Consider the following 12,335-nt stretch of genomic DNA (forward strand, 5'->3'; position numbering starts at 1 on the left):
CGGGCGCCCGGCGGCTCCGCCCCGGCGCCGGAACCGGTCACCGCGCGACAGGTGCCGCGCCCGTACCACCGTGCGATGGCGCCGGTCGGCAAGGTCTTCTTCGACCGCCCCGAGGGGCCGACGGTCTGCTCGGGGACCGTGGTGCGCGACCCGGCCCGGCCCGGCAGGTCCAACCTGGTGTGGACGGCGGGCCACTGCGTGCACTCCGGGGCGCGCGGCAACTGGATGCGCAACATCGTCTTCGTACCGGCCTACAACGACCTGGGCCGCGCGGCAGGGCGGGTCGGCGCGGCCCCGCCGCAGGACGTGAGCCCGTACGGCGTGTGGTGGGCCGACTGGTCGCAGACCTCGGCCGGCTGGCTGCGGCACGGCGGGGCGCACGGGGACGCGGCGGGCTCTGCGTACGACTTCGCGGTGTTGCGCGTACGGCCCGAGGGCGGCGGGGGCGCCTCGCTTGAGGAGACGGTGGGCGCGGCGGTCCCCGTGTGGTTCGGGGCGCCGCCGGCCGACCGGATCAGCGGCGTCAGCGTGTACGGCTATCCGGCGGCCGACCCCTACGACGGGGCGCGGATGTTCCGCTGTACGGGGCCGCCCGGCCGGTACGCACCGGCCCGGCGCGCGCCCGGCCTGTACCGGGTCGGCTGCACCATGACCGGCGGCGCGTCCGGCGGCGGCTGGTTCGTGGACCGCGACGGCGCCACCGTCCTCGTCTCCAACAGCGCGATCGCCGCCACCCGCCACACCTGGTTGGCCGGCCCCCGGCTGGGCCGCGCCGCGTGGGAGGTCTTCGACGCGGTCAGCCGGCGGCCGAGCGGGCGGTGAAGGGCTCGCGCCTCTGCCTCTGGACGGGGCGCCCGGGCGGGCGGTGAAGGCTGTCGCGTCCTGGCGCGCGCCCGAGCGGGTCCCGTCCCTGCGGGTCCCGCTGCCCATCCCCGGCCCCGTTCCAGCACGGCTCCGCCCCACCGGGGTCCCGCCCCAGCGGAGGTACGCGGCGGGGCGCGTACGGAGCCACTCGGGCCGCCCCTCCGTAGACCGGGCGAAGCCACCGGGCCGCCCCCCACGGAGCCGCGCCCCCACGATCCGGCGGCTCTAGGGAGGGGCGGCCGGGGTCCTGGGGGCCGCCAGAACCGCCCCACCAGGGCGTTCTTAGGCACTGTCCACAGCCAGCCGGGGTGCCTGTGGATAACCTCCGGGGGTACCCCTTCCCCTCGTAGAATGCACGAATGACTCCCCCTCCCCTCGATGACGACCTCGGCGGCGCCTTCGCGGCGCCCGGAGCGTCCGACGTGCCCGCCGCCGATGCGCCCGGCGGGGCCGGCGACCCAGCAGGGACCGACGCCCCGGGGGCCGGCCCCGCGGCGGACGGCGCCGGCGGGCGGGCCGGTTCGCGGGCCGCCGAGGTGCTGCGCCGGATCTTCGGCTACGACGCGTTCCGCGGTCAGCAGGAGGAGATCATCGAGCACGTCGTCGCCGGTGGCGACGGGCTCGTGCTGATGCCGACCGGCGGCGGCAAGTCGCTGTGCTACCAGATCCCCGCGCTCGTCCGCCCGGGCGTGGGCGTCGTCATCTCACCGCTGATCGCCCTCATGCAGGACCAGGTGGACGCGTTGCGGGCGCTCGGCGTACGGGCCGGATTCCTCAACTCCACGCAGGACTTCGAAGAGCGGCAGGTCGTGGAGGCGTCGTTCCTCGCCGGCGAGATCGACCTGCTCTACCTCGCGCCGGAGCGGCTGCGTACGGAGTCCACGCTGCGGCTGCTCCAGCGGGGCACGATCTCGCTGTTCGCCATCGACGAGGCGCACTGTGTCGCCCAGTGGGGCCACGACTTCCGCCCGGACTACCTGGCCCTCTCCACCCTGCACGAGCGCTGGCCGACGGTGCCGCGGATCGCGCTCACGGCGACGGCCACCGAGGCCACGCACGAGGAGATCGCGGTACGGCTCAACCTCAAGGACGCCCGGCACTTCGTCGCCAGCTTCGACCGCCCGAACATCCAGTACCGGATCGCGCCGAAGAACGAGCCGCGGAAGCAACTCCTGCATCTGCTGCGCAACGAGCACCCGGGCGAAGCCGGCATCGTCTACTGCCTCTCGCGCGGTTCGGTCGAGAAGACCGCCGAGTTCCTGGTGCGCAGCGGCATCGACGCGCTGCCGTACCACGCGGGGCTCGACCCGCAGGTGCGCGCGGCCAACCAGGCCAGGTTCCTGCGCGAGGACGGCGTGGTGATGGTCGCGACCATCGCGTTCGGGATGGGCATCGACAAGCCCGACGTGCGGTTCGTCGCCCACCTCGACCTGCCCAAGTCCGTCGAGGGCTACTACCAGGAGACCGGGCGCGCCGGCCGTGACGGGCTGCCGTCCACGGCCTGGCTCGCGTACGGGTACCAGGACGTCGTCCAGCAGCGGAAGATGATCGAGGGCTCCGAGGGCGACCTCGCGCACCGGCGGCGGCTCGGCGCGCACCTGGACGCGATGCTCGCCCTGTGCGAGACGGTCGACTGCCGCCGGGTGCGCCTCCTCGCGTACTTCGGCGAGGAGTCGAAGCCCTGCGGCAACTGTGACACCTGTCTGTCCCCGCCCGACTCCTGGGACGGCACGGTCGCCGCCCAGAAGCTGCTGTCCACGGTGGTGCGGCTGGACCGCGAGCGGCGGCAGAAGTTCGGCGTCGGGCAGATCGTGGACATCCTGCTCGGCAAGAAGACCGCCAAGGTCATCCAGCACGACCACGACACCCTGTCGGTCTTCGGCATCGGCACGGAGCTGCGTGAGGCCGAATGGCGGGGTGTGGCACGGCAGTTGCTGGCTCAGGAGCTGCTGACGGTGGAGGGCGAGTACAGCACGCTGGTGCTCACCGAGCTCAGCGGTCAGGTCCTCGGCGGCCAGCGCAAGGTGCCGCTGCGGCGCGACCCGGAGCCGGCCAAGCGGGCCACCAGGTCCGAGCCGAAGGGCGGCGGTTCGCGCCGGGCCCCGGCCGTCGACCTGCCGGAGTCCGCGGTGCCGGTCTTCGAGCGGCTGCGGGCCTGGCGCGGCGCGACCGCCAAGGAGCTGGGCGTGCCCGCGTACGTGATCTTCCACGACGCCACCCTGCGCGAGATCGCCACGCTCGCCCCCAGCACGCTCGACGAACTCGGCACGGTCACCGGCGTCGGCGAGAACAAGCTCGCCAAGCACGGGCAGCCGGTCCTGGACGTTCTGGCGGAGCTGCGCGGCGAGGGTGCGCTGAGCACGGGTGGCGGTGACGCGGGCACGGCGGACGCGGGTACGGGAGCGGGCGCGGACGCCCGTGCGGGCGAGGCCGCGGAACCTGCCTCCGGGGCCGACGCTGGTACCGGCCGCGGTGCCGGCCGGACAGGCAGCACGGGCGGCGGCTCGCGGGGAGCGGCCGGTGCGGGGCGCACCGCGGGCGGCCGGACAGGGGGTCAGGCGGGGGTCCAGGCAGGCGGTCAGACTGCCGGCCACTCGGGGGCTCAGGCCGCCGACCCGGGTGGCTACGACTGGTCGGCCGAGGAACCGGAGCCGGAGCCGCCGTTCTGGGACGAGGACATGTAGGGGGGCGAGGACGGTGTAGGGGCGTACGACGTGTAGGGGTGTGCGGGGGCGCGTACGGGATCATGGGGCGCACCACCGCAGGGCCGGGCGGCGGCCCCGTGGCGAACTCGTAGCGAACTCGTACGCGGAAGGGCCCGGACTCATCGTGCGAGTCCGGGCCCATCGGGGAGCGACCACGGCGCGTCGGGCGCCGCTCCGCCCGGGCCAACCGACACCACCGGCCGGGCTTGCGCCGGAGCGGGTGTCGAGCGGGACCGGGCCGACCGGCCACCCAGCCAGCCAGGTCAGGCCAGCAGTTCGGCCTGGAGCGTGATGTTCTTGACGCCGGCCAGGGCCTGGCTGACCGGGCAGTTCGCCTTGGCGTCCGCCGCCGCGGCCTGGAAGTCCTCCTCGGACAGGCCGGGGACGCGGGCCTTGACGGTCAGCACGATGCCCGTGATGCCCTCGCCGGGCTGGAAGGTGACGTCGGCCTGGGTGTCCACCGACTCCACGGTGAAGCCCTTGCCGGCGAGGCCGTGCGAGAAGGCCATGGAGTAGCAGGAGGAGTGCGCAGCCGCGATGAGCTCCTCCGGGCTGGTCTTGCCGTTCGGCGCCTCGGAGCGGGCCGGCCAGCTCACGTCGTACGTACCGATCTTGGAGGAGTCCAGGGCGACGGTGCCCTTGCCCTCCAGCAGGTTGCCTTCCCAGTGCGTCTTGGCGGTGCGCGTCGTTGCCATGCGGGTGCTCCCGGATCTCGGCGTAAAAGCGGTGTGCGCCGCCTAGCTTAGGGGCGCGGCATGAGCAGAGGCCGTCGCTCGTCCGGCGAACGGGCAACACGTGGCGTACGGGGCGTGGCCGGCATCGCCGCGTACGGGCTACGCGTGGTGCACGGGCCACGAACGCGTGGCGCGGCCCGCCGACGGCCCCGACCCGTACGGGCAACGCGGTGCGGTCCCGCGGCGGGCGGGCACGGCGGTGCGGCCCGCGCGCGAGTACGTACAGGTTCGGCGGTGCGGCCCGCGACGCATGGGCACGGCGGTGCGACCCGCGGCGTACGGAGCGCCGCTCACCCTCACGCCCCTCAGCCCTCGCCCTTCCCCCACTTCCACCCCCCTCAACTCTCACCCCCCTCACCCCCTCCTCCGCCCTCACAGCCCTCGCTGCTCCCCACTTCACCCCTCACAGCCCTCACTCCCGCCCCACCCCTCAACTCCACCTCCCACCCCACCCCCACCCTCCCTTGACCCTTACGTCGCGTCACGGCGCAGGCTTGGGGCGGACAGGAGGGGCGTTTCATGAGTGGTTCGACGAGCGATTCGGCCAGGGGTTTCACGGGATATTCCGTGGGGCAGGTCGCCGGTTTCGCCGGGGTGACGGTGCGTACGCTGCGGTACTACGACACGGCGGGGCTGCTGTCGCCGAGTGGGCGCAGCCCGGCCGGGTACCGGCGCTACAGCGATGCGGACCTGGCCCGGCTGCAACAGGTCCTCTTCTACCGCGAACTCGGCTTCCCGCTGGGCGAGATCGCCGCCCTCGTCCGGGACCCCGGGGCCAGCGTGCTCGACGCGCTCCGCGCCCGACACCGCCAACTGTCCGCACAGATGGCCAAGTTGCAGCGGATGGTGGAGGTCGCCGAGCACGCCATGGAGGTGCAGCGCACCGGTGTGGAGCTCACGCCGCAGGAGCGCTTCGAGGTGTTCGGGGACGTCGCCTTCGACCTGAGTTACGCGACGGAGGCGCATCTGAAGTGGGGGGACAGCACGGGGTACCGGGAGGCGATGGCCAGGGCCGCCGGGCACGGCAAGGAGGACTGGCGTCGGCTCATGGTGGAGGCGGCCGAGTGGCGGGGGCGGTTGCTGGCCGCGTTCGACGCGGGTGCCGCCGCCGACGGCCCGCCCGTGCTGGCGCTCGCCGAGGAGCACCGGCAGCACGTCGGCCGCTGGTTCGCGCCCTGCCCGCCCGAGATGCACCGACGCATCGCCGACGACTACCTGGCCGATGCCCGCGCCTTCGCCCTGGTCGTACCGGTCGTCGAGCAGCGGCCCGGGCTCGCCGCGTACCTGCACACGGCAGTGCACGCCAACGCGCGACAGCAGGGACAACAGCAACAGGAGCAGGAACAGGAACAGGAGAGGCAACGGAAGCCGCAGGGACAGCAGCAACAGGAGCACCAAGGACAGCAGAGGGAAGCCGCCGGCCGATGAAGATCCTGATTACGGCCGCCGGCTCGTACGGCGACGTCGTGCCCTACCTCGCGGTCGGCGCCCGGCTCAGCACCGCAGGCCATGAGGTCACGCTCGCCACACACGCCCCGTACGCATCGGCAGCGGCCGAGCACGGCCTCGGCTTCCACCCGCTGGCCGCCGACCCGCGCCGTACCGGAGCCCGTGCTTCCCACCCACCCGAGCACCCGCCCGGCCACGCCCCCGAGCACCCACCCGGTCACCCCCTCAAGCACACCCCCGGTCACACCCTCGGGGACGCCCCGGTTCACCCATTCGGCCCCGCCCAAGGGCCCACCTCGCGCGAGGCAGGCAAGACCGGCGGGGCTGGCGCGGCGGGCAAGACCGGCAGGGCCGAGGTGCTGCGGGTCGCGGCCGACTTCGTACACCGGCTCGCACCAGGGTTGGTCGACGCGGCGCGGCCCGGCGCCGACCTGCTGCTGCTCTCCACCAGCACCGCACCGCTCGGCTGGCACGTCGCCGAGGCGCTCGGCGCCCCCAGCATGGGCCTCTACCTCCAGCCGGTCGCCCCCACCGGGGAGTTCCCGCCGGCCGTCGGCCCCACCAGGTCGCTGGGCCGCTGGGGCAACCGGGCCGCCGGGCGGCTCGCGCTCCGCGTCGTGGACCGCATCCACGCGGACGCGGTCCGCGAACTGCGGCGGGGGCTGGCCCTGCCGGCGGCGACCGGACGCGCGGTGCGCCGGGAGCGGGAGGCGGCCGGCTGGCCGGTGCTGTACGGGTTCAGCGCGGCGCTGGTGCCCCGGCCGGCGGATTGGCGGGCGGGCCAGGACGTGGTCGGTGCCTGGTGGCCGCCGCTGCCGGCCGACGCCGCGCTCCCCGCCCGGCGCGCCCGCCGGCCCCCCGGGCGGCCCCCCCCCCGGGGGGGGGGGGGGGGGGGGGGGGGGGGGGGGGCGCGGGGGGGGGGGGGGGGGGGGGGGGGGGGGGGGGGGGGGGCCCTGGTCGGGGGGGGTGGGGGGGGGCCGCCGCTGCGGGCCGACGCCGCGCTCCCCGCCCGCCTCGCCGACTTCCTCCGGGCCGGCCCGCCCCCGGTGTTCGTCGGCTTCGGCAGCATGGGCGGCGGCGCGGGCGAGCGGCTGAGCGAGGTGGCCCGGCGGGCGCTGCGGGCCGCGGGCGTACGCGGCGTGGTGCAGGCGGGTTGGGCGGGTCTTGCGGCACACGGCGACGACGTGCTGACCGTCGGCGAGGTGCCGCACGCGCTGCTCTTCCCGCGCATGGCGGCGGTGGTGCACCACGCGGGCGCGGGCACGACGGCGGCAGCGGCCAGGGCCGGCGTCCCCAGCGTGCCGGTCCCGGTCCTGGCCGACCAGCCGTTCTGGGCCGCCCGGCTGGCGGCCCGCGGCGCGGCGACGCCCCCGCTCCCGTTCGCGGACCTGACCGCCGACCGGCTGGCGGCGGCGATCACCCGGGCCGTCACCGACCCCGCCCTGACCACGGGCGCGGGCCGGCTCGCGGCGGCGATGGCGACCGAAGACGGCACGGGCGCGGTGGTACGGGCGGTCGCCGCGCTCGCTACGGGGCGCGGGACGGTGCGGTGACCGGGGCGGTCACGGCCGGCGCCCGGCACGGCGCGGGCGGCGCGGGGCAACACACGGCGGGCGCACGGGCGGCCCGGCGCGTTCCGGAGCGCACGACACGGCACGCCCCGCAGCGCGCTACTCCATCATGTCGTCGGGGCACGGCGTGCCGCGCGGCAGTTGGTAGGGGGCCGCGACGTAGTACGTACCGGCGTACGGCGCGTGCAGCACCGTCCACTCGTCCTCCGGCTGGCCGTCCTTCGCCGGCACGACCCGCTTGGTCAGACAGCCGTTGAGGTTGACCGGTACGCCGCCCTCGATGTCGGACTTGGGGGGCTTGATGCTCTTGCCCTTGGCGTCCACCAGGCCCAGCCACGGCGAGTACGGCACCCGGATGAGGACGGGGCCGGCCTTCTTGACGGTGATGGTGAGCTGGTCGGGCTCGGCACTGATCAACTTGCCCGGCGGCTCGGCAACCGGAGTGGGGTTCTCCACCTCGTACAGCTTCCAACTCGCGTTGGACCACATCAGGCGGAGGTACGGCAGGCCGTCGCGGACCAGCTCCGCCTCCTGCTCGCCCGCGTTGTCCACCTTGCCCGCGGGCAGCACGACGTAGTGCACGGCCCAGCGCGAGAGCCAGGTGCGGTAGCTGTGCGGGGTGATCGAGCCGTCGTAGAAGAGCGGGTTGCGCTCCAGGTCGGCCTGCCGGTTCCAGCCGCGCGCCAGGTTGACGTAGCGCAGCAGGGCGGAGGATTCGCGGTGGCTCTTGGCCGGTACGACCTCGACCCGGCCCTGCTTGGCGTCGATCTTCTCGAACTGGTCGAGCAGCGGCGCCAGCTCCCTGGCCCAGGCGGCGGACGGCCTCGTGTTGATGATGTCGTCGATGGACTTGAAGCCCTGCCAGACCGTCACCGCGACCACCGCGGTCGCGAGCGCCACCCACTTGCGCCCGCTGCGCAGCAGGTCGGCGCGGGACGGCAGGCGGTACTCGGGCAGCGCGGCCAGCAGCACCACACCGCCGAAGAGCATGCCGAGCCGGGTGATGTTGCTGCCGATCTGCGAGGGGATCAGCCAGGCGAGGAACACGCCGAGCGCGTACAGGCCGCCGACGAAGCGCACCGTGCGCCACTGCGGCGGGCAGAAGACCACGGCCCCCACGCCGCACAGGAACGGCAGTATCGCCGACCACAGGCTCATCGGCTGTTCGCCGGAGAACGGGAACAGCCACGAGGAGAGCGCCACCACGATGGTCGGCGTGACGCCCAGCGCGTACGCGGCCCAGCGCCGCTTGGTCAGCCACAGCGCCGCCGCCACGATGCCCACGAACAGGCCGGCCACCGGGCTGCCCATGGTGGCGAGCGCGGCGAGCAGGGCCGCCAGCAGCCACCGCAGCACCCGGTGCAGCGCCCGGGTGGAGCGCCAGCGGGTGGGCCAGGCGAAGATCACCGCGAGCGCGGCGAGCCCGAACATCGTGCCGAGCCCGAACGTCACCCGGCCCGAGACGGCGTTGCAGACCAGCGCGAAGGTCGCGTACAGCGCGGGCCACAGCGGCTTGCGCACGGCGCGGCTGCGCACCAGGAGCAGCGCGACCAAGCCGGCGGAGATGGTGCCGGCGATCACCATGGTGGTGCGGACACCGAGCACGGCCATCAGGTACGGCGAGACCACGCTGTACGAGACCGGGTGCATGCCGCCGTACCAGGCGAGGTTGTACGCCGAACCCGGGTGCTGGAGCGCGAATTCGGCCCAGGCGTCCTGTGCGGCCATGTCGCCGCCGCCGTTGGCCACTGCAAACACCCACACCAGATGCAGCAGGCCGGCGACGATCAGTGCGGCCGGGATCGGATGGCACAGCGCGCGGGTCATTCGGCGAAGCATGGCCGGCCGCTCCCGAGTGTCAGCCGAGCCGCCTTCGTCCTCCCCCGGCCCTCGCTGCTCGGGTACGCGTATCGGTCCCGTGGTACGCGCGTCACCCGCGGCGTCCGCCCCGTCCTGCTCGGCGCGCGCCTGATCAACGGTGGTCACTGCGGCTCTCCCCGTCTTCCCCGAGGGTCATCCCCATCTTCAATGCTCTCCGGGTCGGTCTGCCACCCGGATCTCGCGCGCTGGTTCGCGATGGGGCGCATGCGGCAGGGGCCCGACGGGCCTGGGCGACGCTAGCACGCCCCGGCCCCACCAACCGGCTCAGTCACCGTCGTGACCTCGGCATTCGCCAACTCTTCACCACTGACCCGGCCCCGGGGTCACGGGGTCGGCACCACCCGGACACAGCCCGCACACGACCGGCACATGACCGCTCCCAGGCCGCGCGTACGCGACGGGCGCGGCCCCGGCGTGCTGCCGGCACCGCGCCCGTCACCCGGCACCGTCGCCCGTCACCCGGCGACCCGCGGCCCGTGACCCCTGGCCCGTGCGGGGCCGTGTCGCGCGCCAGGCGGTACGGAACGGGTGACGCGGATCGGATGGTCCGAGCCAGGTCGTACGGATGTCGTGCGGATACGGACGTCGTACGGACCAGGTGATGCAGATCAGACGATGCAGATCAGGTGATGCGGATCAGGTGATGCGGACCAGCTTGGAGCCGAAGGACGGCTCGGCGAGGTCGCTCTGGAGCGTGACCGGGACCTTGACCTGGCCGGGGCCGCTGCCCACGGTCAGAGTGCCGACCTCGGTGCCCGCGTCCGCCGTGTGCGGCAGCTTCTCGCCGTTGTCCGTGAGCTTCAGGTCCACGGTGAGCCCGGGCCAGCCGACGGCCGTCACGTCCTTGGCCGCGACCACCTTCGTCGTGCCGCCGAGACCATCGGCCACCTCGCCGACCACGTCGCCCTTCTTGACGACCTTGCGCGCCTGGAGCGTCTTCTGGGCGTCCAGGATGAGCGCCTTGCTGGCGTCCAGCGCAGCGGTCAGGATCGAGTTGTCGCTCACGGCCGGCGGCTGCGAGAGCACCGCGCCGATGATCAACTGCGTGGTGCCGCCGATCTCCTTCTCGGCCGCGAACACCAGGTTGCCGCCCGCCTTGGTGGTGGTGCCGGTCTTGATACCGACCACGCCGTTGAACGGGACGAGGCGGTTCCAGTTGCCGTGCTCGTCGCCCCGGCTGTCCGTGTACTTCGGCATCCTGACGACCTCGCGGAAGATCGGGTCGTCCATCGCCTTCTTGGCCAGCTTCACCTGGTCGGTGGCGGTGCTGACGGTGGTGGCGTTGAGGCCGCTGGGGTCGGTGTAGGTGGTGTTGGCCATGCCCAGGCTCTTGGCCGCCTCGTTCATCTTCTGCACGAACGCCTGCTCCGAACCGGCGTCCCAGCGGGCCAACAGGCGGGCGATGTTGTTCGCAGAAGCGATCATGATGCCCTCGATCGCCTCGCGCTGGGTGATCTCCGCGCCCTCCTCGACCTTGACCACGGACTCGCCGTCCGCGTCCTTGCCCGCGTCCGCCGCGGCCTTGGCATCGATCCTGATCTTGGGCCCGTCGCTGCCGGACTTCATCGGGTGGTCGCGCATGATCACGTACGCGGTCATCACCTTCGCCACACTCGCGATCGGTGCGGGCTTCTGCTCACCGAACGTGCCGAGGCTGCCGAGCCCCTCCACGTCGATGACCGCCTGCCCCTTGACCGGCCAGGGCATCGACGGCTTGGCGCCATCGAAGGTGAAGCTGTCGCTCGCCGTCAGCTTGAGCTCCGGCGTCGGCAGCGGGCGGAACGACTGGGCCACGCAGAACACGACGGCGAGGATCAGGACCAGTGGCGTCCAGATCTTCACCCGGCGCAGCACCGTACGGGTCAGCGTCTGCGGGGGCGGCGGCGTGTTGGTGAGCTGCGCCAACAGGTCGAGCGGTGCCGACGGACCCTCCTTGACCGTCGGCTCCATGCCCGGCTTGGCCCCCGCCGCCGCGGCGGCGGGCAGTACGGGCTGCTGCTTGGTGCGCTCGGTCTCGGGGACGGTGCCGGACTCCGCCGGGGCCGCGCCCTCGGCCCGTGCGCCGGCCACAGCGGACCGCGCCGACCGCTCGTCGTCGGCGGACCGCAGCGGTACGAACTGGCTGGTCCGCTCGCCGCTCCCGCTCTTGGCTGGCGCGCCGGCGGCGCCGGTGGCCGCGCCCTTGCCCCGGCTCTTGCCCTTGCGGTTGTCCTTGCCGCTGTCCTCGTCGGCCGCCCGGTCGTCGGTGGCCGCGCCGCCGCCGGTACGCGGCGTGTCCGACGGGCGCAGCGCCTTGAACGCGGTCGTCGGACGGTCAGCGGTGACGCCACCGGCCGCGCGGCTCGCCTTCGAAGCCGCGGCTGCGTCGGCGGCTGCGTCCGCGTCGGCGTCCGTGCCTGTGCCTCGATCAGCGGCTGCGGCTGCGCTCGTGGCTGCCGCTGCGGTCGTACGTGCTGCCGGGCCCTTGCCCTTGGCGCCCGCGCCCTTGGCCGGCAGGTCCCTCGGGCTGAGGATGCCGAGCACCGAGGTGGGGCTGTCGACGGTGGCACGGGCCTTGGCGTCGTCGCCGGCGGCTGCCCCGCCGGTGGTCCCGTCAGTGGTCCCGTCGGTGTCGTCGTCGGCAACGGCGCCGGCTTCCGCGTCGGCACCGGTCTGGGCCTCGGCGGACCGGTTGCGCCCGCCGGACGCGCCCGCGCCCGCGCGCTTGTCGGTGGCGCGCAACGCGCCGAACACGGCCGTGGCCCGGTCGGCCGACGTACCGGCCGCACCCGTCGCCGACCCCTCACCGGGGTCCACGGCCGAGTCCGCGGCAGCGCCCGTACCGACATCGGAAGCGGAACCCAAAGCGGAATCGCCATCGGCGTCGCTCTCGGAGGCGTTTCCGGAGCCCGCGCCGGCCGCGGCTGCGCTCTTCGACGGGGCCGCCGCGCCCTTCGCTCCCTTCGCGCTCGCGGCTGCGTCGTCCGCCGTGTCGTCCGGTGCACCGCCGGATGTGCCGGCTGGTGCGTCGTCCGCCGCGTCCGCGCGTTCGGCGGCGGCGCGGGCCGCCCGGGCCGCGTTCGCACCTGAGGCGACGCTCGCGGCGCGCGCGGCGGCCCGGGCCTCGGGGCCGATGCCGGCGCCGGAGAGCA

7 protein-coding genes are annotated in these 12,335 nt (G+C 74.3%); 4 read left to right on the top strand and 3 right to left on the bottom strand.

The features are described 5' to 3' along the window. On the top strand, nucleotides 1-822 hold an 822-nt coding region (locus tag AAHZ94_RS16780), incomplete at its 5' end, for a trypsin-like serine peptidase (RefSeq protein ID WP_349993704.1). 401 nt (nucleotides 823-1,223) lie between these two features. Then, complete coding sequence (gene recQ / locus AAHZ94_RS16785; protein ID WP_502964694.1) at nucleotides 1,224-3,548, top strand: DNA helicase RecQ; 2,325 nt, start codon at nucleotides 1,224-1,226, stop codon at nucleotides 3,546-3,548. A 284-nt stretch (nucleotides 3,549-3,832) separates the two neighbouring features. On the opposite strand, the gene AAHZ94_RS16790 is transcribed toward recQ, so the two are convergent. After that, nucleotides 3,833-4,264 (bottom strand): OsmC family peroxiredoxin, encoded by a 432-nt coding sequence (locus AAHZ94_RS16790; protein ID WP_349993706.1) that lies wholly within the window; start codon nucleotides 4,262-4,264, stop codon nucleotides 3,833-3,835. A gap of 558 nt (nucleotides 4,265-4,822) precedes the next feature. Here AAHZ94_RS16790 and AAHZ94_RS16795 point away from each other — a divergent pair. Both AAHZ94_RS16795 and AAHZ94_RS16800 read left to right on the top strand, forming a co-directional pair. Further along, on the top strand, nucleotides 4,823-5,731 hold the full coding sequence (locus AAHZ94_RS16795) for a MerR family transcriptional regulator (RefSeq protein WP_349993708.1): 909 nt from the start codon (nucleotides 4,823-4,825) through the stop codon (nucleotides 5,729-5,731). Continuing rightward, nucleotides 5,728-7,305: a glycosyltransferase gene (locus AAHZ94_RS16800; RefSeq protein ID WP_349993709.1), complete on the top strand. Its 1,578-nt coding sequence runs from the start codon at nucleotides 5,728-5,730 to the stop codon at nucleotides 7,303-7,305. The genes AAHZ94_RS16795 and AAHZ94_RS16800 overlap by 4 nt, the downstream gene beginning before the upstream one ends. A gap of 117 nt (nucleotides 7,306-7,422) precedes the next feature. Here the strand turns inward: AAHZ94_RS16800 and AAHZ94_RS16805 are convergent, their stop codons facing one another. Together AAHZ94_RS16805 and AAHZ94_RS16810 are read right to left on the bottom strand one after the other, a co-directional pair. After that, on the bottom strand, nucleotides 7,423-9,150 hold the full coding sequence (locus tag AAHZ94_RS16805; RefSeq protein WP_349993710.1) for a DUF8823 domain-containing protein: 1,728 nt from the start codon (nucleotides 9,148-9,150) through the stop codon (nucleotides 7,423-7,425). A gap of 690 nt (nucleotides 9,151-9,840) precedes the next feature. Further along, on the bottom strand, nucleotides 9,841-12,335 hold a 2,495-nt coding region (locus AAHZ94_RS16810; RefSeq protein WP_349993711.1), incomplete at its 5' end, for a D-alanyl-D-alanine carboxypeptidase.

The organism is Streptomyces sp. HSW2009 (genome assembly GCF_040240285.1).
GTDB lineage: Bacteria > Actinomycetota > Actinomycetes > Streptomycetales > Streptomycetaceae > Streptomyces.